This window comes from Dokdonia sp. R86516, assembly GCF_044596715.1.
Taxonomy (GTDB): Bacteria; Bacteroidota; Bacteroidia; order Flavobacteriales; family Flavobacteriaceae; genus Dokdonia.
Window position 1 is genome coordinate 1,842,821 of the sequence record NZ_CP138998.1, and the last position, 22,779, is coordinate 1,865,599.

A 22,779-nucleotide genomic window follows, 5' to 3' on the forward strand; every position below is an offset into this window, starting at 1 on the left:
AATAAGACGTTATATTTATCATATAGGCGTTCTGGATATAAGTTTTGAAAGTAGCAATTTTAAAAATGTTTGTAGTTTTCATTTTTATAATTTAACTGCGCAAGCAGTACAGGTAATTTTTTTTAGTAGGATTTAAAAAGGAACCATATAATCTTTCAATTATACTTTTTCTAGTACGCCTTTTTTATATGCTACTTAAATCTTTTAGTAGCTATATTTCTAATCATACCTCCAAAAATAAAGTAGTGAAAAGGCAGCATGCTATACCAGTATAGCCGGCCAAACAACCCTTTAGGTCTAAAGGTTGCTGTTTGATGCAATACGTCGTTTTCATCTATAGTAAACTCTAGCCAGGCTTCGCCAGGCACTCTCATTTCGGCAAAGAGTAGCAGTCTAGGTTCTTCTCTACTTGCGAGTAGTACTCTCCAGAAGTCAAGTACGTCACCTGTGTAAATTTTATTGCTATGTGTTCTTCCACGGCGCAAGCCTACTCCACCTGCAAGTTTGTCTATATACCCTCGTATTTTCCAGAGCCAGTCTGCATAATACCAGCCTCTATCACCACCTATTGCCCAGATATTTTCCAGAGCGAGTTCTCTGTCTTTGAGCCGTATAGTCTGCCTGTCTTTAAGGCATCCATATGTGGGTACCTGTATGTATTCTTCTAGATTCGTTTTGAGTCGGCCACTTACGAGGCTATCTTTCCACGAGCTGGCTACTTGGTTTTGTTCAATTTTGGCGAAAGCCAAATTAATAGCCTCCTCATAAGAAATAGGTGTTATTTGTAGTAAATCTTGCAGCCTAGTATCTTTTGAGACTACTTCTATTTTCATGCTATCTACAAGATTGAGCGCGAGTTTATAAGATGTAGAGGTTATAAAATATAACCAGTAAGAGGATATTTTTGGACTCATGACTGGTACGGTCAGTATATATAATTTCAAGCCGCGCACTTTTGCATATCGCTGCATCATGTCGCGATACGTGAGCACATCTGGACCTCCTATGTCAAACTGGTCATTATACGTTTGCTCGTTACCTAGTACGCCTGTGAGGTATTGCATCACATTACGTATGGCTATAGGTTGGCATTTGGTTTGCACCCATTTTGGGGTAATCATCACCGGTAACTTCTCACATAAATCTCTTATGATTTCAAAAGATGAGCTTCCAGAACCTACTATAATTCCTGCTCTTAATACGGTAAGCGCAGCTTTACCTTTGCGTAATGTAGTCTCTACATTTTGTCTCGATTTTAAGTGCTTACTTAGTGTTTTGTCATTTGCGATACCGCCTAGATAAATGACTTGCTTGCAATTTGTGGGAGCGATGTACTTATTAAAATTTATTGCCGAAAGTTCTTCTTTCTCGTCAAAATCTGATGTACTTGAGCTCATAGAGTGGAGCAAGTAATAAGCCGCATCTATATCTACAGGTATTTTTGAAATATCTGGTTCATCTAGAAAGTCAATTTCTACAACGGTGATTTGCTCTCTTATTTTTTTTGATACAGAAAGTCTGGCTTCATTACGCACCGCGCAAATAACCTCGTGTTTTGCTTCTAGTAACATGGAGAGTAGGCGCATCCCGATATAGCCATTTGCTCCTGTGAGTAAGATTTTCATAAGGTTTAAAGATCGTCTATGTTAGTAGGAGCTTGTGCAGCTTTTTCTTGAAGAATGCGTTTGATAAAGTTGTGTACTTTTTTATCCTTTGATTTTGCCTCTATCTTAATAAAATAGTTGTCACGATAGATACTGTATTCCTCAGCGCGTCCTTTGTAGAGGTTTAATTTCCAGTACGGAATTATGAGCGCATAACTGTCTAGCAATGCTCTAAAGCCTACGATAATTCCTCGTGGTCGCAACTCTATGTTGCATTTGTTGCGATATTTATCTAGTGCAAGAAAATTTTGAATCTGTACACTTGATTCTGTGATCACTAGGTGGCCTATTCCTATGCCGCCTTGTTTGATGCGCTCGCGTAGTCCAAAGGCTTCACCCACCTCGGCGTCTATTTTGCGTTTTACATCTGGGTTGTTGTAAGATACATTTAATAGCATTTTTTCTTTTAAAGATACGAGTTTCGCTATGGATTCTGTGCGCTAACTTTCAATTTTCACATATCTTTGTGCTTCACGTAATACCCGTAAATAGGGGATTTTTACGTATTATAAATGTTTCTATTACGCTTTCGCGAAAGCGTAACAAACCCAACCAGTACCAATCATTAAGAATCTATGTCTTTACAATCTACCATTGAAACTCACGTAAAAACGGCAGTAAGCCAACTATTCAACGCAACGCTTCCTGAAGTGGAATTTCAAGCAACGCGGAAAGAATTTGAAGGAGATATTACGGTGGTAGTCTTCCCGATGCTTAGAGTGGTAAAAGGGAACCCTGTGCAAATAGGCACACAAATAGGGGAATACCTTGTGGAGAATGTGGCAGAGATCACTGCATTTAATGTGGTTAAAGGTTTCTTGAATCTTGTGATTGCAGATAGCTTTTACATGTCTTCATTTGCAGATATACAAGCAGCCGAAAATTTTGGAAGAACACCAGAGTTTGGAAAGGCAGTAATGGTGGAGTACTCATCACCTAACACAAATAAGCCACTTCACTTAGGTCACGTGCGTAATGTATTACTAGGATACTCTGTGTCTGAAATTATTAAAGCTGCAGGATCAAAAGTGTATAAAACGCAGATTATTAATGATCGCGGAATTCATATTTGTAAATCTATGCTCGCTTGGGAGCGTTTTGGTAATGGGGAGACACCAGAATCTACAGGTCTTAAAGGAGATAAGTTGGTCGGAAATTATTATGTGAAGTTTGATCAAGAATATAAAAAGCAAATAGCAGATTTAATTGCTGCTGGAAAAACAGAAGAAGAAGCAAAGAAAGAAGCTCCGCTCATTCTTGAAGCTCAAGAAATGCTACGCAAGTGGGAGGCAGGAGATGCTGAGGTTGTTGCTTTGTGGAAGAAGATGAACCAATGGGTTTATGACGGATTTGAGGTTACCTATAAAAATATAGGAGTAGATTTTGATAGTTATTACTATGAGAGTAATACTTACCTTCTAGGAAAAGATAATATAGAAGAAGGTCTTGTAAAGGGAGTTTTTGAGAAAGATCCAGATGGTTCTGTATGGTGCGACCTTACAGAGGATGGTCTAGATAGAAAAATTGTTTTGCGTGCAGATGGTACTGCGGTATATATGACGCAAGATATAGGTACTGCAATACAACGTGTAAAAGACCATCCAGATGTAGGCGGTATGATTTACACAGTAGGTAATGAGCAAGATTATCACTTCCAAGTATTATTCTTGATACTTAAAAAGTTAGGATACGACTGGGCAGAGAACCTATTTCACCTAAGTTATGGAATGGTAGATCTTCCATCTGGAAAAATGAAATCTCGTGAAGGAACTGTAGTAGATGCAGATGATCTTATTAACGAAGTTGCACAAACAGCAGGCGAAATCTCTGAAGAATTAGGTAAACTAGAAGGCTATTCTGAAGAAGAGAAGAAAGCACTTTATAAGACGATAGGTCTTGGAGCTCTTAAGTATTACATATTAAAAGTAGATCCTAAGAAGCGTATTTTATTTGATCCTAAGGAGTCTGTAGACTTTCAAGGGAATACAGGTCCATTTATTCAATATACTTACGTACGTATCCAAGCAATCTTGCGCAAAGCAAAGGAGATGGGTGTTCCTGTGGATGTTGCTCAAGAGAGAACATTGCATCCTAAAGAAAAAGAATTACTTAAAATCATACAAGAATATCCAGCAACCATACAGCTGGCTGCAGCACAGAAGAGCCCTGCAATCATAGCCAACTATACCTATGATTTAGTAAAAGAATATAACTCATTCTTCCAGCAAGTACAGATTCTAGGTACAGATAATATAGAGGATCAAAGTTTCCGTGTAGCGCTAAGTAAAGAAGTAGGGCAGGTCATAGACAGTGCCTTTAGCTTACTTGGGATTGACGTTCCAGAGCGTATGTAACTTTCCTAAGTTTAGGGTTGTGTCTTTTTTAGCTATCACAAAAATGATTACATATGAGAATGTCTTATTTGGCTTTAATTTTCTTGACATTTCTTAGTTGTCAAGCTCAATCTGAGAAATTAATTATTGATTCTCGAATTATAGAGCTATCAGAAGATCCAGTATATCCCAATCTTATAGAGTATAAGGATGGGGTCGTTCAATATAAAGATCACTTTAAGTATTTAGATAGCATTGATATTTATGGTATTACTTACCTAAGTGATGGCTTGAAAGTCGAAGGATTAATGGTGAAGCCAAAAAAAGAAGGGAATTATCCGTGTATTATTTATAATAGAGGCGGTAATAGAGATTTTGGTGCATTGAATGTTGGTAGAGCCGTTACAACTTTGGGAGAAATGGCAAAAGAAGGCTACGTTGTAATAGCTAGTCAATATAGGGGTAACGCAGGTGGTGAAGGCAAAGAAGAATTTGGCGGTAAAGATATTAATGATGTATTAATTTTAACGGACGTCCTGAAAGAAGTAGAGAGTGCCAATACTGAAAAAATTGGAATGTATGGTTGGAGTAGAGGAGGAATGATGACTTATATTGCTTTAAAAAAATCAGATAACATTAAAGCTGCAGTTGTGGGAGGGGCAGAGAGTGATTTAACACAAATAGATAGACCAGAAATGGAAACTAATGTATTTGCTGAGTTAATCCCCAATTATGAGATAAATAAAAAGAAAGAATTAGAAAGCCGTTCAGCAATTTATTGGGCTAACAAATTTCCTAAAGATGTTCCAATATTAATGCTTCACGGGAATTCAGATTGGAGAGTAAAGGCTGAAAAATCGCTTAAGCTAGCACTTGAATTTGAGAAATATAGAATCCCTTATCGACTGAAAATTTTTGAAGGAGGAGATCACGGAATTAGAGAATTCAGAACAGAAGTTAGCAAAGACGTTATTAATTGGTTTGATAAATATCTAAAAAACGATGCTCCATTACCTAATATGGAGTATCACGGCAGATAGATAAAGTAGTTTTCAACTTTAAACCTGAACCCTTCAATCAAGTTTTCACCGCAACACAATCTTCTTCACAACCTCTCTGCCTAATTCTTCATTGATCATTTTAAGAATTTTTTCCTTGCCATAAGAGAGTTCTTCTCTAAAGACAGAAGAGCTTAGATTCACAAATAGTGTTTCCCTCTCAAAACGTATGGAAGTAGTGTAGGTCTCAAACGCTGGATTGAGTGCAAACCATGCGCCTGTGACGTCTACTTTGTCTATTCCTTTGTTGAGTTTGTTCTTTTCAACAAATTCTCCCAAGGCTTGACTTATAGATATAGGGTCTGTGTTTCTTTTTGCCATTAATCGAGTGCTAGGGGTGTGTATTTTCTGTAGGTATAAATGAGTCCGTCTTCGTTAATTAAGACTAGCTCATCTGTAGTTGCTTTCTTTACGGTTTCTTGCCAGGTGTCCATAGCTGTAGCATATTCTAGCAGTAATAAATCACCCTTGTAAACTACATTGATGTTTTCGCTAGATTGCGACGTTGTAAATTCTCCTACTATGTTAGGTTGTACTTTTTTACGAACACCCTTTCCGTCTGCATTTACTTCAAAGAAGTCAATATTCTGACTCATACTGAACTCTTTTACTTGTCCGTTAGGATTTTCAATAGAAGCAATTTCCCAATAACCGCTTATGTGGCTTAGTTTTTCCTCATTAGACTGTGTGCAGCCTAGAGTGATGGCTAGAATGAGTAGTAGGTATAAATTTTTCACGAAAGTGTACTAAAAGTTGAAATGCAAAATACGATAAAAAGAATGTCTTATTGAGCGCGTTCCAGATGAAAAAGCTCATAACTCTGATGAATATTTTTAACCACACTTTCCGTGCGTTCCGGATGGGTGTCACTTATGAATAGTTGGCCAAAATCATTGGTGTTTACCAGTTCAATGATATGTTGCACTCGGCTCTCATCCAGCTTGTCAAAAATATCATCAAGTAGCAGTAGCGGCGTGGTGCCACTTTCTTGTTTTATAAAATCAAACTGCGCTAGTTTTAAGGCAATGAGATATGATTTTTGCTGTCCTTGACTCCCAAACTTCTTTACAGGGTGTCCATTGATTTCAAATTGGAGGTCGTCTTTATGAATACCTACACTTGTGTATTGTAAGGAGCGATCTTTTGCCAGTGCATTAGTAAGCGAGTGCTTGAGAGGCATGTCGCTTAAGGTACTGCTGTAGGTGAGAGTAACATGTTCTGTGCCGCCACTTATTGCTTTGTAGCGCTCATTAAATATTGGTGCAAAACGTTCTAAAAATTGTTTGCGCTTTTCAAAGATAGGAGTTCCAAAACCCTCTAGTTGCTCATTGTACACGGCCAGTGTATCTGCATTAAAAGTGTTATTTGCAGCAAAGTATTTAAGGAGTGCGTTGCGTTGTGATAGTATTTTTGAGTAACCTAAAAGGTTAGATAAGTAGCTTTTGTCACTTTGTGAGATCACGCCGTCTATAAATTTACGGCGGGTGTCACTTCCTTCGGTAATTAGATCTCTATCTGCGGGAGAAATAATAACAAGCGGTAAAAAACCTATGTGATCTGCAAAGCGCTCATACACCTTAGCATTGCGTTTTATAACTTTCTTGCTGCCTTTTTTTGCACTAACAACAACTTTCTCTTCACGGTCATCTTTGTCATAAACACCATTAACCACAAAGAAGTCTGCATTGTGATTTATGTTTTGACTTGTAACGGGATTAAAGTAGCTTTTACCAAAGGATAAGTGGTAAATCGCATCGAGTATATTAGTCTTCCCCACGCCGTTATTTCCAACGAAACAATTTATTTTTGCATCAAAGATAAAGTCCTTGGACTCAAAATTCTTGTAGTTAATAAGGGAGAGAGATTTTAGAATCATAGGGTGGTGTAGGTGTGCAACGCTTTTGCAAAAGCTTAGTACATCTAGTAATAGTGCTTTATTAGTCTTCAAAATTAAGCATTAATTTCCCTTTCATAATTCAATAAATATTATATTTTTGCCCGACTAATAAACGACGAAATATGGCAACATATAATAAAAGAGGATATAAACCGAAAACGAAGCCTGTAAAGGAAGAAGTTGAAGAGTTTATAGATGATAGCGAAAGCACAACTGCAGAGGTCTTTGGATCACTAGATGAAGGAGCCAATAGAGCAGAGGAGTGGTTTGAGAAAAACCAAAAACCTGTAATAGGAGTTATCATCGCTATCCTAGTTATTGCTTTATTGTATCTAGCATACAACAAATTTATTGCAGAACCTGCAAGAGCAGAAGCTGCAAATGAGCTTGTAGTAGCTCAAGAGAGCTTTACAACAGCACTAGAAGCAACAAATACTTCTGTTAAAGACTCACTATACATGGTGGCACTTAATGGAAAGAACGGTAAGTACGGTCTTTTAGACGTAGCAGATAACTATGGAGGAACTCCTTCTGGGAACCTTGCTCACTATTATGCTGGAATGTCTTACCTTGAGATTAAAGATTATCAAAACGCAATTACTCACTTGCAAGATTTTTCTAGTGATGATAAAATGCTAGGACCACTTGCAAAAGGAGCAATAGGTGACGCATTCATGCAACTAGGTCAAGCAGATGAGGCTCTTGATTATTATGAGAAAGCAGCAGGGATGAATGCAAATGACTTTACAACACCACGTTTCTTATTTAAAGCAGGTGTAGCAGCAATCGATCTTGGAAAGATGGACGCAGCAGTAAAGCATCTTACTCGTATTAAGGAAGAGTATGCAACATCTGAGTATGCAAGTCAAGTAGACTTATACTTAGGTCGCGCGCAAGCAGCACAATAACATAGTGTCTAGCGCAAGTGCGCTTTACATTGTAACATAAATTATTATTATGGCAACAGTAGGTAACAACCTCTCGGCCTATGATAAAACAACCATCCCAAACTCGAAAGACTTCAAGTTTGGGATTGTTGTTTCTGAGTGGAACGATGAGATCACAGAGGGACTTTTTCAAGGTGCATTTGACGCATTAAAGGATTGTGGAGCGATTAACGACAATATTGTGCGCTGGAATGTTCCAGGAGCATTTGAGCTCATCTATGGAGCTAAAAAAATGACGCAAGCATATGATATGCTAGATGCTATTATCGTCATAGGTACCGTGATTCAAGGTGAGACTAAGCATTTTGATTTTGTATGTGAAGGAGTGACTCAAGGGATTAAAGACTTGAACTTACAACAAGATATTCCCGTGATTTTCTGTGTGCTTACAGATAACAATATTGAGCAATCAAGAGCTCGTAGTGGTGGCATACATGGCAATAAGGGGACGGAAGCAGCGATTGCAGCTATAAAAATGGCGCAATTAAGAAAAGACGCAAAGTTTTAAATTGTGTAGGGTTACGCTTTCGCGAAAGCGTAATAAGAAAATAACTATCTACTATATCTCACAGTAGCTGTCGTGCTATTTGTGCTTCTTTTTAATATGATTGTTCTTAATTCTGTAGGGAGAATGAATGGAACGGTACGCTTTTTGGATACGAAATTGTATCTTTGAAACAATAGTATTATGGGAATTATAAAACGCACAAATAAGAAGTATAGTTACGAGCCGCGCTATTATAATAGCGATAAGGAAGGGAGTCCTTTTAAGATAGAAGGACGCTTTGATGAGCATCGTAAAACGCTCGACTACAACGGCGGGCTTAAGAAAAAAATTACTACTGCGTGGGACGAGCTTCAAGAAAGTCGTAAAGGTGGATATAACCGTACAATCGCCATTATATTTATTCTCATGGTATTATTATTTCTTTGGATTATAGACTTCGACTTATCCATATTTACAAATCCGCTATAACCGTAAGTCCTAATGGCAGACATTATTAAACTCTTACCCGATCACGTAGCAAACCAGATCGCTGCGGGAGAAGTTGTGCAGCGCCCAGCTTCTGTGGTAAAGGAATTACTTGAGAATGCTATAGATGCAGGAGCATCTACCATTAAACTTATAGTAAAAGATGCTGGTAAAACCCTGATCCAGATTATAGATGACGGAAAAGGAATGAGTGATACAGATGCTCGTATGAGTTTTGAACGCCACGCCACTTCTAAGATCACAGCAGCCGATGATTTATTCAATTTAAATACAAAAGGATTTCGTGGGGAAGCACTTGCCTCTATTGCGGCAGTTGCTCACGTAGAGCTTAAGACGCGACCAGAAGGAGCAGAGGTAGGAACACGCATAGAGATAGAAGGTAGTAAGATTAATGTGCAAGAAGTTTGTGCAACTCCAAAAGGAACGTCACTATCTGTAAAAAATCTATTTTTTAATATACCTGCAAGGCGTAATTTCTTAAAATCTAATAGTGTTGAGTTACGTCATGTGATTGACGAGTTTCAACGCGTTTCACTGGCACACCCAGATATTGCATTTACAATGTACCATAACGAGGGGGAACTATTTCAACTCCCTACTGGCAATCTTAAGCAGCGCATTGTGGCTATTTTTGGCGGTAAGACTAATGAGAAGTTAGTTCCCGTACAAGAGGAGACAGATATTCTTACCATAAATGGATTTGTGGTAAAACCTGAGTTTTCTAAGAAGACACGAGGAGAGCAGTTTTTCTTTGTAAACGACCGTTTTATAAAAAGCGCTTATCTCAATCATGCTGTAACGGCAGCCTTTGATGGCCTCTTGCCAGATAGAGCTAGAGCGAGCTACTTTTTATATCTCAAGGTAGATCCAAGTACGATTGATATCAATATACATCCTACCAAGACAGAAATAAAGTTTGATGATGAGCATGCCTTGTACGCAATGTTGCGCAGTACCATCAAGCATAGTTTAGGGCAATTTAGTATTGCGCCTGTACTTGATTTTAATCGTGATAGTGAGCTTGATACGCCATATGAGTATAAAAATAAGGGTATTGTAACACCTAAAATTGAGGTAGACCGTACTTTCAATCCATTTGAAAATGTTGCACCACCAAAACGTGGAGCGCAACGTCCAGAATTTGAGAAGCCTAGTGCTGCTGGATGGGAAAGCATGTACGAAGGCATGGAATCTCAGGCAACGGCTGCAAGTACGATGACTTTTGAAAAGGAGGTAAGCACACCAGATATGTTTGAGAGTGGACTTAATGCTACTAAGAGTAGTACTACGACTTCATCTTCTCAAAATGAATCATCTACCTATCAACTCAATAATAAATACATCGTTAGTACCATAAAAAGCGGAATGGTGATTATAGATCAGCATAGAGCGCATCAGCGTGTGCTTTATGAAGAGTTCTTGCGTAACATCACGGTAAAGGAATCTGTAAGTCAGCAATTGTTATTTCCATTAACATTGGCTTATAGTACTACAGAATTGGAGCTTATTAAAGAACTCAAAGCTGGTTTAGAAAACACAGGTTTTATTTTTGGCGCCATAAGCGGTGACATTCTTGAAATAAACGGAACTCCTACTTCTATCACAGAGAGCCAAGTGCCAGTGGTGATTGATCAATTATTAAGTGATCTTGAGAATGAGGTGCCAGATAGTGGCTTTAGCCAGACAGATACTCTAGCTAAGAGTATGGCAAAAAGTCTAGCTGTAAAAGGTGGTGTTGCACTAGACAGTGCCTCGCGAGAACATCTGGTTAATAGTCTTTTTGCTTGTAAAGAACCAAGTATTTCACCTACTAATCGCAAGACCTTTGTGACAATGACGAGTGAAGACTTAGAAAGAAAATTTAAGTAGGTATGGGGAGAATAACTGAAACAGTAAAAATACTACTGATAGTTAATGTGATTTTCTATCTAGGATCTCTGTTTATTATAAAGCCAGATCCAGCAATGCAATTATTTGCATTGTGGTTTGTTGAAAATCCAAGCTGGCAAGTATGGCAGCCACTTACGCATATGTTTATGCATGATATGGGGAGCCCTATGCACATACTTTTTAATATGTATGCCTTGTGGATGTTTGGGAGTCCTATAGAAAATGCACTTGGACAGAAACGATTTATCTTCTTTTATTTTTCAGCAGGTCTTGGAGCAGCTTTGATACATACACTTGTTAACTATTATCATTTTAATAGCGCGAGTGATGCAATCATGGCGTTAGGCTTCAATACTGAGGATATAAAAGCTATTCTAAGTACAGGGCAGTTTAGTGAAATTATACCAAGAGAAACGGCTCAAGAATTATATGAATCTTTTGCTGTGCCTGCAGTAGGTGCCTCTGGGGCAATAATGGGGTTACTTGTAGCGTTCGGGATGTTATTTCCTAATGCTTCTTTGGGATTGTTGTTTATCCCGGTGCCTATTAAGGCTAAATACTTTATTCCTATCATTGTAGGAATAGATTTATTTTCTGGGGTAACAGGTTTCTCAATTTTTGGAGCAAACATCGCACACTGGGCTCACTTTGGAGGTGCGCTATTTGGGTTTGTAATGATGTTTTACTGGAAGAAAAAAGGATTAGGTCAATATTGATAGTTACATATGGCAAATACATCACTAGCATATAAATATAGTACCGCAAATGTTGCAATCAAACTGATTGTAATTAACGTAGCCGTGTACTTGCTTTTTAATATCGTTCCATGGATTTCTGGTTTAGGATCAGATTTCTTTAGTAGATACTTTGTATTGCCATCAGACTTTGTGAGATTCTTACAGCAGCCGTGGGGTATACTTACATATGCTTTTTTGCATGCTGGTTTTGGGCATTTGTTTTGGAATATGGTCTGGCTTTATGTCTTCTCAAGGTTTGTACTAAACATTTTTTCTGAAAAGAAATTTCTTGCTATTTACCTCCTGGGAGCAATTGCCGGAGGAACACTTTTTGCTTTGTTATACAACGTACTTCCAGCCTTTAGAGGGACAGGCGTTTTGCTAGGTGCAAGTGCAGCTGTAAATGCAATTGTGGTTTTCATAGGGACATACACACCTAATGCAGAGATAAGGATATTTACATTTAATATCAAGCTCTGGTGGATTGCTGTTTTTGTAGTGCTTAGAGATCTATTAATGCTAGATTCTGGAAACGCTGGCGGACTAATATCACACTTAGGTGGTGCTGCTTTTGGATTTGTGTATGCAAAGCAATTACTTAAAGGAAATGATATAGGATTGTGGTTTGAAAAAATCATGGATTCAGTAACAAGTTGGTTTACTAAAACTCCTAAAAAAGAAAAGAAATCCCCACTTCGTACCGTACATAAAACGGCAAATAATACGACCTCAAAATCGAGAAGACCTGCGACTGGATCAAAATCTGAACAGCAGCAACGCATAGATGCTATTCTTGATAAGATAAGTAAAAGTGGTTACGACAGTCTGTCTAAGGCTGAGAAGGACTTTTTATTTAAAGCTGGTAAGGAATAAGAGATGAAAAAGCTCGAATTCTTCGGTAAGATTATCTTCTTTGTAAATAGCATATTTGCCGTACTCCTACTAGCTAGTTATTTATTACCATTTATACCTCCACATATTTTTCCTGCACTTTCTGTGCTTAGCCTTGTACTTCCTGTATTGCTTATCATCAACTTCTTGTTCCTGATGTATTGGCTTTTCAGAGGAAGGAAGCAATTGTTATTATCAGCTATTATTCTAGCCTTAGGGATTACACATATTTTCTCTCTTGTACGTTTAGGTGGAGGTGAAGATATAGATGATGGAACCACATTAAAAGTGCTTACCTATAATGTGCGACAGTTTAATATTCATGGTTGGTCTGATGAGGTGAAAGTAGGTGAACGTGCCATACAGCTAATCTCAGATAAAAATCCTGATGTCATTTCTTTTCAAGAATATTACCCAGGATTTAAACCTGATGAGAGGGTTTATCCTTATGAGTATAAAGTGATGAAATCCCCTAGTAAATCTTTTGGTCAGGTGATTTTTTCAAAATATCCAATTATCAATAGTGGTTCATTGGATTTTGAAAATACTGGTAATAATGGAATTTACGCAGATATAGCGACTGCTACTGATACAGTAAGAGTGTATAATATGCATTTTCAATCTTTCAGTTTATCTCCTAATCTAGCAAACTTGCAAAAGGAGAACTCAAAAAAATTACTGGGTAGATTGGGTCAAGCTTTTGAAAAGCAAGAAACTCAGGTTGCTAAGTTTTTAAATAACGAAGCTACATCTCCCTATCCGGTTATCGTAACTGGCGATTTTAATAATAGCGCTACTTCTTATATGTATCGCAAGGTAAAGGGGAATAAGGTTGACGCTTTCGCGAAAGCGGGATCAGGAACTGGAGCAACCTTCTGGTTTGATATCATACCTTTACGTATAGACTTTATCTTAGTAGACGAGTCTTTACCGGTTACAAACTTTGAAACCTACGATGTAGATTTAAGCGATCACAAGCCTTCTATGGCGACTTTTATGTTAGCTCGTTAGAAAGATCAACCTTAGCAAGATAATCTTGTGCACTAGGGCCGAGATTGAATAGCAGGTCTAAAATAGTTAGGTTGGATAAATAGCCGTGATTTTCATTAAAGAGTTGGTGATACTCTGGTAATGGATAGTTAGGTTCTTTTTTGGCTTGTACTAGATGTCTATAATCTAATTGTTCAGGATTTTTAAAATACTCTTCAGTAAGAATGGGTGTAATTTCTAACTGTAAACACTCCATAATAACGGTATGGCAAGCGTTGTTGAAGCCTATAAGACTGTCATAGGTAGTATGGTATAGATGCTCAAATTCATCCTCATAATATTCAAAGTAAGGAGAGGTTTGATATGCGATTTTAAGAGACCGCCAGTGGTCGCGCTGCCAGTGAAATTTATTTTCAATCTTCACATCATAATACTGCTGGCGCTCTGTTTTATCCTTTCGGTGAAGAATAGGGACTATGAGTGTTAACTCACCAGTAGATGTAGCAATCTTCATACGCGTGCGGTACGATTGCTTTTGGAAATTCCCCTTAGCTTCAATGTGAAGTTGTTCGGTTTGATAAATTACTGCGTACTGTATAATAGGAGCACAGTAGCCTACGGTAATAAGAGCTGGTTTCATAGATTACTTCTTAGCCTGTTTTTTCTTTCTAAAGAAAGACCATCCTATGTATAATAATAAGGCTCCTAAAAACCAGTAGCGGTAACTCACTAAAGGTCCATCGCCACCTACGGTTGTAAATACACGATTCCATCGTATTCCGTTAAAACCAGGAACGTTTGCGTCTTTACTAAACCATACAAACACAGGCTTTCCTACTACGTGATTAAAAGGAACGTAACCCCAAGCTCTTGCATCTTGCGAGTTATGACGGTTATCACCCATCAACCAGTAGTAATTTTGCTCAAAAGTATACTCAGTAAGCGGCTCGCCATTCATTAATATCTGGTTACCGTTTACTGTGATTTCACGCTCTCTACCCATTTCATAACCTTCGTACACTTCGATAATACGTTTGTAGTAAGGCAGACTCTCAGTATTTATAGCTACTGTCGTTCCTTCTTCAGGAATATAAATAGGTCCAAAGTTATCTACACTAGAAGCTCTACCTGGCATAGCTCCAAAGATCCCTGTGTTATTTTCTTTAGCATCATAATGTGCTCGCTCAATACTTATGATATTTGAGTTATTCTTAAGTTTTTCAACAGCAGCTTCACTTACTTGGGCGCTATGAGAATAAGGCCCGTTACCTCCACTATTTCCTGTTAAAACAATGTCTGATATCTCATATCTTCCATTAATAAGATCCGTTGGGAAGGTGTAATATCCACTTGCATTAGTTGCGTTTTTAACTAAAGGAACTTTCGATACAATGTTATAAGTAAACTGAATACGAGCACGATCTGGAAGATCGTTTTGCTCTCCATTGATATACACATAGCCATCGCGTACTTCAAGAGAATCTCCAGCTATTCCTACAGCTCTCTTGACATAGTTAGATTTTTTGTCAATAGGTTTACGCACACTACCGCGCATGCTTCCAGGGGTAATATCTACAAGTGTATCAACTGGCCAGTTAAAAACGACGATGTCATTTCTTTTTATTTTTTGAAAACCAGGAAGTCTAAAATATGGTAGTTGTGGTTTTGATAAGTAACTTTTTTCTTTTATAACAGGAATAGTATCGTGTAGCATAGGTGTAGCTACAGTAGTAAGGGGAGTTCGTGCTCCGTAATGAAATTTACTCACGAATAACCAATCGCCTACCAAGAGGGTTTTTTCTAACGACGAAGTCGGTATTACAAAGGGTTGCATAAAATATGTATGCACTAACGTTGCTGCAACTATGGCAAACAGTAAAGAACTAGTCCACTCACCGCTAGACGATTTTGGATTAATATCTCTATCGTGTTTATACGGAGCATCTGTCGCATAATTGATGTAGTATAAATATAATCCTCCTGTAAAAATCGTAAGTGCTGTATCTTTAAACGTGTTAAAGCCAAATGATCTCGCAGTTTCTACCCATACTACAGGTATCATGATAAGATTTACGATAGGGATAAATAGTAAAATGGTCCACCACTTAGGACGATTTATAATACCCATGAGTACTACTGCATTGTAAACTGGTACTGCTGCTTCCCATGCTTTACGTCCCGCGCGTACATAGAGTTTCCAAGTTCCAGCAAAGTGTACTGCCTGAACAATTAGAAAAAATATAAACCATTGTATAAGTGTCATCTGTAATATTTTGAATCTGTAAGTTGGTCTTACGTTATTAGATAATGTTACAAGTTAAAGTCCTAAAACGTCTCTCATGTTGAAAACCCCTTGTTTTCCTTGTAACCATTCTGCTGCAACTACGGCTCCCAGAGCAAATCCTTGTCTAGAGTGGGCTTCGTGGCTTAGAGTAATAGTATCTATCTCACTTTTGTAATTGATAATATGTGTGCCGGGTACAGTTCCTTCTCTCTCGGCAGTGATTGGGAGGTGGTTTTCTTGTATAGGCTGTCCCTCATTAAGATCCCAGCCTGTGTAGTCTGATGCTTCCATAACGCCTTCGGCGAGTGTGATGGCTGTGCCGCTAGGTGCGTCTAGTTTTTGAGTATGGTGAATCTCTGTCATATCAACTTTATAGTCTTTATGAGGTGCCATGATAGCTGCAAGTTTTCTGTTAAACTCAAAAAATAAATTAACGCCTACACTAAAGTTTGAAGCATAAATGAATCCTCCATTATTAGTATTACAGAGGGTAACCATATCTTGATAGTTGTGTAGCCAGCCTGTCGTTCCAGAAACCACCGGTACTCCTGCTTCAAAACATTTTGTTAGATGATTTACAGCACTATCTGGAATACTAAAATCAATGGCAACATCTGCATCTGCTAGTGTAAAGCTCTCAGGAGAGTTTACTCTTGCAACAATCTCGTGGCCTCTATCTGCGGCAATTTTTTCAATGGTTTTACCCATTTTTCCATAGCCTAGGAGTGCTATTTTCATATACTAAAACTTGTAATTAAAAGAGAGTCCATAATTCATGGTCTGCCCTAAGTCATCATAATAAAGTGCAGGTCCAAAGCTTAAGTCATCATCTACATCATATTGTGATAAGTGAGCATCTACATTTGCCTCTATAATCTGGAGAACATAGACTCCAGCAGATACTAAGATAAACAGATCTCTTCTTCTTCTAAATTGATCTTGACCATTAATAAGAGCATCATCAGAAAAGATTTCTGTGGTTGTGCCATCTTCATTAACTGTGGTAAACTCGTCTATACGACCAGCCAGTCTATCTTTAAAGGCAGTTCTAAAACGCTCAGACTGTTTGCTATTATATGATACACCGTAAATTGTAGAGCCTAAAGCTCCGTACACTAGTGGAAGTTTCCAGTAATCTTTATTATAAATTTGACCTAATCCAGGGAGTACAGCGCCGTAAAAGGCAGCTTTTGCTGGTCTTAGAGGGTCATAAGGTTCTTTACTAGATATGCCCTCTACCTCATCTGCATCAATAATAGTTTCTGCAGGGGAGTCTTGTTGCGCTTTCGCGAAAGCGTAGAAACACAATAAAAAAACCAGTAAGAGGTATTTGTTACTTTGCACCTTTGATTAATTTCTGTAATCGATTAAAGTCCTCTTCTGAAGAGAACGGAATAGAAATCTTTCCGCGGCCATTTTTTGCTACTTTGATATCCACCTTTGCTCCAAAATACTCGGCAAACTCTTTAGTTCCTTTTTTTATGAATTTAGGAGTTTCTTCTTTTTGCTCTTTAGGTGTTTCAATGTTAGAGGTAGCATGATAATTTTTTACCAATGCCTCCGTCTGTCTTACAGAAAGCTTTTCTTGTAAGATTTTTTCATAAATATCCAGTTGGTCACCAGTATCATCTACATTGATAAGTGCACGCCCGTGTCCCATAGACAAGAAGCCATCTCGCATACCAGTCTGTACAATAGGATCAAGCTTTAATAAACGCAGATAATTTGTTATTGTAGATCGATTTTTACCCACGCGATCACTCATTTGCTCCTGCGTGAGGTTGATCTCGTCTATTAATCTCTGGTATGAAAGTGCGATTTCTATTGGGTCAAGATCTTGACGTTGTATGTTTTCAACAAGAGCCATTGTGAGACTCTCATTATCATTTGCGATACGTATGTATGCAGGTACTGTTTTGTTACCTATAAGCTTAGACGCTCTATAACGACGCTCTCCAGAAACCAGTTGGTATTTTCCAAAACTCATCTTACGAACCGTAATAGGCTGTATAACGCCTAGTTCCTTAATAGATGAGGCGAGCTCCCTTAGAGTTTCTTCATTAAAGCTTGTACGAGGTTGGAAAGGGTTTACATCTATATCATCTAGATCAAGCTCAATGATATTACCTACAACCTTGTCTGCATTTTTATCTTCGGCGCTTTTTATATCATTTTCTGGATCTTTCAGTAATGCCGAAAGTCCGCGACCTAGCGCTTGTTTTTTTGTTGCTTTAGCCATTCTAGCTATTATTTTTTGTAATAAGTTCTTGAGCTAGGCTCAAGTAATTGGTTGCTCCTTTACTTGCGGCATCATAATTAATAATGCTTTCTCCGTAACTAGGTGCCTCACTTAAACGCACATTACGCTGTATGATTGTTTCAAAAACCATCTCACTAAAATGTTTTTGAACCTCTTCTACCACTTGATTAGATAATCGTAGTCTAGAGTCAAACATTGTGAGTAGCAATCCTTCGATATCTAAATCTGGATTGTGAATTTTTTGAACACTTTTTATGGTATTTAATAGTTTTCCCAATCCTTCTAGTGCAAAATACTCACACTGTATTGGGATAATCACAGCGTCTGCAGATGTGAGGGCATTAAGAGTAAGCAGTCCTAATGATGGTGCACAGTCTATCAAGATATAGTCATACTTATCTCTAAGGTGACCTATCGCTTTTTTCATCATGTACTCTCGTGACTCTTTATCAACAAGTTCAATCTCGATAGCAACAAGATCAATATGTGCTGGTATAAGGTCAAGGTTAGGAGAAGACGTTTTTATGATTGCCTCTTCTGCGTTATTAGTATGCTCCAGAAGTTGGTACGTACCCACCTCTACACTTTCTACATCAATACCTAAACCTGAGGTTGCATTAGCCTGAGGGTCTGCATCAATGAGGAGTACTTTTTTCTCTAGCACACCTAGAGAGGCTGCGAGATTAACAGAAGTAGTGGTCTTGCCTACACCACCTTTTTGGTTTGCAATAGCAATTATTTTACCCATAAATTTGAGGACGATTAGGAGGTAAAAATACAATTTAAAATGGGTAATTGAAATGGATTAGAAATGAAAAAGCCGAGAAGAATATTCTCGGCTCATCGATATTTTAAAAAGTAGTGGATTACACCAGTAAAATCAAGACAACTATTTCCAATAATTATTAAATAAAAACTCTTGGTTTTATTTTGAGATAGCTTTCACCTCTTCTTCGGTAACCATTTCTGTCTGTTTATTGCCCCAGCTGTTCATAATGTAGTTCATTACATCTGCCACCTCATCTTCATAAAGCTCAAGGTTTGCCATCACGCCATTAAATGCAACACCATTTACAGTTATAGGACCTTGCTGGCCATATTTTACAGCTTTTATGGCTTCTTTATAGCGATCTTCTGTGAGCCAGTCTGATCCAGCAAGCGGCGGGAAAGTTCCTGCCACACCTTCACCTTTACCTAGGTGACACTGTATACAAAAGTCTTGGTATACCTCTGCACCACGTTCTATAGATTCTGCAAGTGGGTCTTGAGAGGTGTAAACTTCTTTTTCCGCTTTCGCGAAAAATAAAAACACACTAACACCTGCCGTACATAAACTTATAAGTAGTTTCATTATTTCTTAACTAGTTTAAGGATTCCTTTTCCCTCTACACCTACATAGATAGTGCCATTGTGATTAATCACATTGCGCACACGACCTACATCTTCTAGTAACTTTTCACGAGCAACCACCTTGTCATTTTCTAAAATGGCAAGTTCTAGGTATTCAAATTTAAGCGAACCTATTAATAAGTTGCCATCAAGTTTTGCATCACCAGTATTGTTTGCAAAAGCCATCCCAGAAGGGGCGATAGAAGGAACCCAGTAATACACTGGCTGCTCCATTCCCTCTTTTTCTGTAATTTCTGTAAATGTAGTTCCGCTGTAATTAATACCGTATGAGATTACTGGCCACCCAAAGTTTTTACCAGCCTCAGGGATATTAATCTCATCCCCACCACGAGGTCCGTGCTCGTGTATCCATATCTTACCTGTCTCAGGATGCACAGTCATTCCTTGCGGATTACGATGTCCGTAAGAGAAGATAGCTTCTTTTGCTCCGTCTTTGCCTACAAAAGGATTATCTGCAGGGATGCTTCCATCTGCATTAAGTCTATAAATCTTTCCTCCATCACGAGTAACATCCTGCGGATTCTCATCTCTCGCACCACGATCTCCTATAGAAAAATATACATAACCATCTTTGTCAAAACGCACGCGGCTGCCAAAGTGATGTCCCTTTCTCGTATTTGGACTTCCTTTATATAATACCTTCTTTTCGGTAAGCGCACCGTCTTTTAATTTTGCTCTCATAAGTGCTGTCATCGCCCCATCTTCTTCGCCTTCTGGTGATGAGTACGTGATGTATATCCAGCCATTACTCGCATAATCTGGATGCAAGCGTATGTCAAGTAAACCACCTTGATTACGCGTCACCACCTCAGGAGCTCCAGTAATCATTGTTTTTTTACCATCCTTAAAGTGTATGAGTTCTCCACTTTTTTCAGTGATGAGCATAGACTCATCTGGCAATACAGCTAGTCCCCAAGGGTTAGTAAGTTCTGGAACAATTACCTCATAAGTATAATCTAGGTTTGAGGTTAGTGTGACATCATTTTCTCTAGTTTCTTGCGCGCAAGCCACACTTGCAACAAGTAATAATAAGATATAAGTAAAACGACTTTTCATAGTATCAGATTTTAACGGCAAATTACAGAATTATCACCACACTCTATGATGTATTAACAATTTGAAAACACGTGTTAGAGGTTAGAATCTTATCTTTAATCTATGCAAGAGTAAGCTCGTGGTCAGTTATATCACTTTTGGTGATAAAGCCATTCGTTTTCTTGATAACTTGATTGTAAGGTTTGGCTTGTAAAACCTACTTTTGTAAGGAAGATATAAATAAGAATTGTGCGATTGTAAAAGTGTTTATTACGCTTTCGCGAAAGCTTAAAAATAATACAGTATGTCAGTAGAAAAAGTAAAATGCCTTATCATAGGTTCAGGACCAGCGGGATATACCGCAGCAATTTATGCAGCACGTGCAAATATGGCACCAGTTCTTTACCAAGGGCAGCAGCCAGGCGGACAGCTTACCACGACTAACGAGGTGGAGAACTTCCCTGGTTATGTAGATGGTGTAACTGGACCAGAAATGATGGTGCAGTTAATGAAACAAGCACAGCGTTTTGATACAGATGTACGTGACGGATGGGTGACTAAAGTAGATTTTTCTGGAGATGTGCACAAAGCGTGGATCAACGGAGAAAAGGAAATACACGCAGAGTCTGTGATTATATCTACAGGAGCGAGTGCAAAATATTTAGGATTACCTTCTGAGCAGAAGTATTTAAAAATGGGTGGAGGTGTATCTGCCTGTGCAGTTTGCGACGGATTCTTTTACCGTGGACAAGAAACCATAATTGTAGGTGCTGGAGATAGCGCTTGTGAGGAGGCACATTATCTTTCTAAATTATGTAAGAAAGTAACAATGCTCGTACGTCGTGACGAGTTTAGAGCATCAAAAATTATGGCTGCTCGTGTACAGAAAACAGAAAACATTGAGATCCTTTTCAACACAGAAACTGTTGAGGTGCTAGGTGACGATGTAGGTGTGACTGGAGCAAGAGTAAAAAATAATGTAACCGGTGAGGAGCACGATATCCCAGCAACTGGATTTTTTGTAGCGATAGGACATAAGCCTAACACAGATATCTTTAAGGACTACTTAGATTTAGACGAGACTGGATATATCATCAATACACCAGGAACTTCTAAAACAAACGTACCAGGAGTATTTGTATCTGGAGATGCAGCAGATCACGTGTACCGTCAAGCAATTACCGCTGCCGGAACAGGATGTATGGCTGCACTAGACGCAGAGCGCTACCTAGCGTCAAAAGATGAACTTCCACAAGACGAGCCAGGAGTAGGCTCTACTTATGTGGATGAGGTTCCAGCTGCACGTCAGTAAAGGACATACCTTATATAGAATTTAAAAACGACAGCGAGAGCTGTCGTTTTTTTTTTGTTTGCTTTTTTTCGTGGATATCTCCCTTCTTGCGACTTTATCTCCTTTTTGCCGACATCTCCCTGACTCCCTCTTCAAAGAGGGACACTGTTGTGGTTTGATACTTTTTAATTTTGCAAAGCAAAATAAAAAGTATTGTGAATATTCCCTTCTTCGAAGAGGGGCTAGGGAAGATGTTTTTTGCGTACCCTTTTTTTAGATATAAGTTTCTCACAATACTAATCCCCAAAGAGATTTTATTGAATATCTCTTCTTTGCGGACATCTCCCTGACTCCCTCTTCAAAGAGGGACACTGTTGTGAGTTTATACTTTTAGTTTTGCTTTGTAAAATAAAAAGTATTGTGAATGTTCCCCTCTTCGAAGAGGGGTTAGGGGAGATGTTTTTTATCACTTACTTAATTCGTCGAAGTGAAATTCAAAGAGTAATATTATCATGAATTACTTACGACTTCAAAAATCTTATTTTTGAAACTTATCAAATCAAATCAAATCAAATCAAATCAATTCAAATGGATTCTTTACACACCTCATATTTCAATGATAAAAGCGTTGAGCAAATCATTGATTACTTAGTCAAGAAGAAAATGACGGTTGATGAATTAAAAATGCGTTTGAGCTTCTCTAATGCTCATACAATTGATGATGAAACACTCATTCAAAAACTATCATTTGCACAGAGAAGAATGAATGAACCCCTAGAATTATCATTGAAGTTATTCTATCTGTTTTTTCCATTTGGTATTGTAAATTTTCTTTCAAATGAAGATGATAACTATAAACGTTTCTCTCAGCTCGGATATATTAAGAAAATTAGGAGCTATAATATGATATCACTTTTAGGTATGTTTTTCTATATAACCGTCGGTTTCCTTCTAGGTTTATACTTCTCAAAATAATAATAAACGAGAGAACGAATCTGTTAATTATCCTTGCGGACATCTCCCTGACTCCCTCTTCAAAGAGGGACGCTGTTGCGATTATTTTGTGAAGCAAAATGAAAATTCTAATGAATATTCCCC

The 22,779-nt window shown here is 38.2% G+C and carries 24 protein-coding genes; 11 read left to right on the top strand and 13 right to left on the bottom strand.

Annotated features, from left to right (window positions below):
* Window positions 1-191: 191 nt before the first annotated feature.
* Window positions 192-1,625, bottom strand: coding sequence for an SDR family oxidoreductase (locus SJY23_RS08360; RefSeq protein WP_396595996.1), 1,434 nt, complete (start codon window positions 1,623-1,625; stop codon window positions 192-194).
* 5 nt (window positions 1,626-1,630) lie between these two features.
* Window positions 1,631-2,062: a hypothetical protein gene (locus SJY23_RS08365; protein WP_396595997.1), complete on the bottom strand. Its 432-nt coding sequence runs from the start codon at window positions 2,060-2,062 to the stop codon at window positions 1,631-1,633.
* Window positions 2,063-2,239: 177 nt separating this feature from the next.
* On the opposite strand from SJY23_RS08365, the gene argS reads away from it, so the two are divergent.
* Together argS and SJY23_RS08375 are read left to right on the top strand one after the other, a co-directional pair.
* On the top strand, window positions 2,240-4,018 hold the full coding sequence (gene argS, locus SJY23_RS08370; RefSeq protein ID WP_396595998.1) for an arginine--tRNA ligase: 1,779 nt from the start codon (window positions 2,240-2,242) through the stop codon (window positions 4,016-4,018).
* Between the two features lie 53 nt (window positions 4,019-4,071).
* Window positions 4,072-5,037 (top strand): alpha/beta hydrolase family protein, encoded by a 966-nt coding sequence (locus tag SJY23_RS08375; protein ID WP_396595999.1) that lies wholly within the window; start codon window positions 4,072-4,074, stop codon window positions 5,035-5,037.
* 45 nt (window positions 5,038-5,082) lie between these two features.
* On the opposite strand, the gene SJY23_RS08380 is transcribed toward SJY23_RS08375, so the two are convergent.
* From SJY23_RS08380 to recF, 3 genes are read right to left on the bottom strand one after another with little or no spacing between them, the layout of a single operon-like run.
* A complete protein-coding gene (locus SJY23_RS08380; RefSeq protein ID WP_035334352.1) occupies window positions 5,083-5,376 on the bottom strand; it encodes a DUF721 domain-containing protein in 294 nt (97 codons plus the stop codon).
* On the bottom strand, window positions 5,376-5,792 hold the full coding sequence (locus SJY23_RS08385) for a hypothetical protein (protein WP_396596000.1): 417 nt from the start codon (window positions 5,790-5,792) through the stop codon (window positions 5,376-5,378). The genes SJY23_RS08380 and SJY23_RS08385 overlap by 1 nt, the downstream gene beginning before the upstream one ends.
* A gap of 47 nt (window positions 5,793-5,839) precedes the next feature.
* Window positions 5,840-6,931, bottom strand: a complete 1,092-nt coding sequence (gene recF, locus SJY23_RS08390) for a DNA replication/repair protein RecF (protein WP_396598112.1) — start codon at window positions 6,929-6,931, stop codon at window positions 5,840-5,842.
* A gap of 143 nt (window positions 6,932-7,074) precedes the next feature.
* On the opposite strand from recF, the gene SJY23_RS08395 reads away from it, so the two are divergent.
* The 7 genes from SJY23_RS08395 (at window position 7,075) to SJY23_RS08425 (ending at window position 13,422) form a co-directional block, all read left to right on the top strand.
* Window positions 7,075-7,860, top strand: a complete 786-nt coding sequence (locus SJY23_RS08395; RefSeq protein ID WP_396596001.1) for a tol-pal system YbgF family protein — start codon at window positions 7,075-7,077, stop codon at window positions 7,858-7,860.
* A gap of 49 nt (window positions 7,861-7,909) precedes the next feature.
* Window positions 7,910-8,407 (top strand): 6,7-dimethyl-8-ribityllumazine synthase, encoded by a 498-nt coding sequence (ribH, locus tag SJY23_RS08400; RefSeq protein ID WP_396596002.1) that lies wholly within the window; start codon window positions 7,910-7,912, stop codon window positions 8,405-8,407.
* A gap of 180 nt (window positions 8,408-8,587) precedes the next feature.
* A complete protein-coding gene (locus tag SJY23_RS08405; protein WP_035334344.1) occupies window positions 8,588-8,875 on the top strand; it encodes a hypothetical protein in 288 nt (95 codons plus the stop codon).
* Between the two features lie 12 nt (window positions 8,876-8,887).
* Entirely contained in the window at window positions 8,888-10,762 is a 1,875-nt protein-coding gene (mutL, locus tag SJY23_RS08410; RefSeq protein WP_396596003.1) for a DNA mismatch repair endonuclease MutL, read from the top strand.
* A 2-nt stretch (window positions 10,763-10,764) separates the two neighbouring features.
* On the top strand, window positions 10,765-11,499 hold the full coding sequence (locus tag SJY23_RS08415; RefSeq protein WP_035334341.1) for a rhomboid family intramembrane serine protease: 735 nt from the start codon (window positions 10,765-10,767) through the stop codon (window positions 11,497-11,499).
* Window positions 11,500-11,508: 9 nt separating this feature from the next.
* A complete protein-coding gene (locus SJY23_RS08420; RefSeq protein ID WP_396596004.1) occupies window positions 11,509-12,393 on the top strand; it encodes a rhomboid family intramembrane serine protease in 885 nt (294 codons plus the stop codon).
* 3 nt (window positions 12,394-12,396) lie between these two features.
* The gene (locus tag SJY23_RS08425; RefSeq protein WP_396596005.1) at window positions 12,397-13,422 is read left to right on the top strand and encodes an endonuclease/exonuclease/phosphatase family protein; all 1,026 of its coding nucleotides are present in this window, start codon (window positions 12,397-12,399) and stop codon (window positions 13,420-13,422) included.
* Here SJY23_RS08425 and SJY23_RS08430 read toward each other — a convergent pair.
* The 8 genes from SJY23_RS08430 to SJY23_RS08465 all read right to left on the bottom strand — a co-directional run bounded on the left by SJY23_RS08430 (window position 13,406) and on the right by SJY23_RS08465 (window position 20,411).
* Window positions 13,406-14,041 carry a WbqC family protein gene (locus SJY23_RS08430; protein WP_396596006.1) on the bottom strand — a complete coding sequence of 212 codons (636 nt, stop codon included), beginning with the start codon at window positions 14,039-14,041 and terminating at the stop codon, window positions 13,406-13,408. The genes SJY23_RS08425 and SJY23_RS08430 overlap by 17 nt on opposite strands.
* A gap of 3 nt (window positions 14,042-14,044) precedes the next feature.
* Window positions 14,045-15,664 (bottom strand): signal peptidase I, encoded by a 1,620-nt coding sequence (gene lepB, locus SJY23_RS08435; protein ID WP_396596007.1) that lies wholly within the window; start codon window positions 15,662-15,664, stop codon window positions 14,045-14,047.
* Between the two features lie 54 nt (window positions 15,665-15,718).
* A complete protein-coding gene (gene dapB / locus SJY23_RS08440) occupies window positions 15,719-16,423 on the bottom strand; it encodes a 4-hydroxy-tetrahydrodipicolinate reductase (protein WP_396596008.1) in 705 nt (234 codons plus the stop codon).
* A 3-nt stretch (window positions 16,424-16,426) separates the two neighbouring features.
* Window positions 16,427-17,029, bottom strand: coding sequence for a DUF5683 domain-containing protein (locus SJY23_RS08445; protein WP_035334333.1), 603 nt, complete (start codon window positions 17,027-17,029; stop codon window positions 16,427-16,429).
* Window positions 17,019-17,924, bottom strand: a complete 906-nt coding sequence (locus SJY23_RS08450) for a ParB/RepB/Spo0J family partition protein (protein WP_035334331.1) — start codon at window positions 17,922-17,924, stop codon at window positions 17,019-17,021. Before SJY23_RS08450 ends, SJY23_RS08445 begins: the two co-directional genes overlap by 11 nt.
* Window position 17,925: 1 nt before the next feature.
* On the bottom strand, window positions 17,926-18,693 hold the full coding sequence (locus SJY23_RS08455) for a ParA family protein (protein ID WP_035334329.1): 768 nt from the start codon (window positions 18,691-18,693) through the stop codon (window positions 17,926-17,928).
* Window positions 18,694-18,870: 177 nt separating this feature from the next.
* Window positions 18,871-19,296 carry a c-type cytochrome gene (locus SJY23_RS08460; protein ID WP_396596009.1) on the bottom strand — a complete coding sequence of 142 codons (426 nt, stop codon included), beginning with the start codon at window positions 19,294-19,296 and terminating at the stop codon, window positions 18,871-18,873.
* A complete protein-coding gene (locus SJY23_RS08465; protein WP_396596010.1) occupies window positions 19,296-20,411 on the bottom strand; it encodes a PQQ-dependent sugar dehydrogenase in 1,116 nt (371 codons plus the stop codon). The genes SJY23_RS08460 and SJY23_RS08465 overlap by 1 nt, the downstream gene beginning before the upstream one ends.
* A 283-nt stretch (window positions 20,412-20,694) precedes the next feature.
* On the opposite strand from SJY23_RS08465, the gene trxB reads away from it, so the two are divergent.
* Both trxB and SJY23_RS08475 read left to right on the top strand, forming a co-directional pair.
* On the top strand, window positions 20,695-21,702 hold the full coding sequence (gene trxB, locus SJY23_RS08470) for a thioredoxin-disulfide reductase (protein ID WP_021778389.1): 1,008 nt from the start codon (window positions 20,695-20,697) through the stop codon (window positions 21,700-21,702).
* Between the two features lie 567 nt (window positions 21,703-22,269).
* Window positions 22,270-22,656, top strand: coding sequence for a hypothetical protein (locus SJY23_RS08475; protein ID WP_396596011.1), 387 nt, complete (start codon window positions 22,270-22,272; stop codon window positions 22,654-22,656).
* Window positions 22,657-22,779 lie beyond the last annotated feature (123 nt).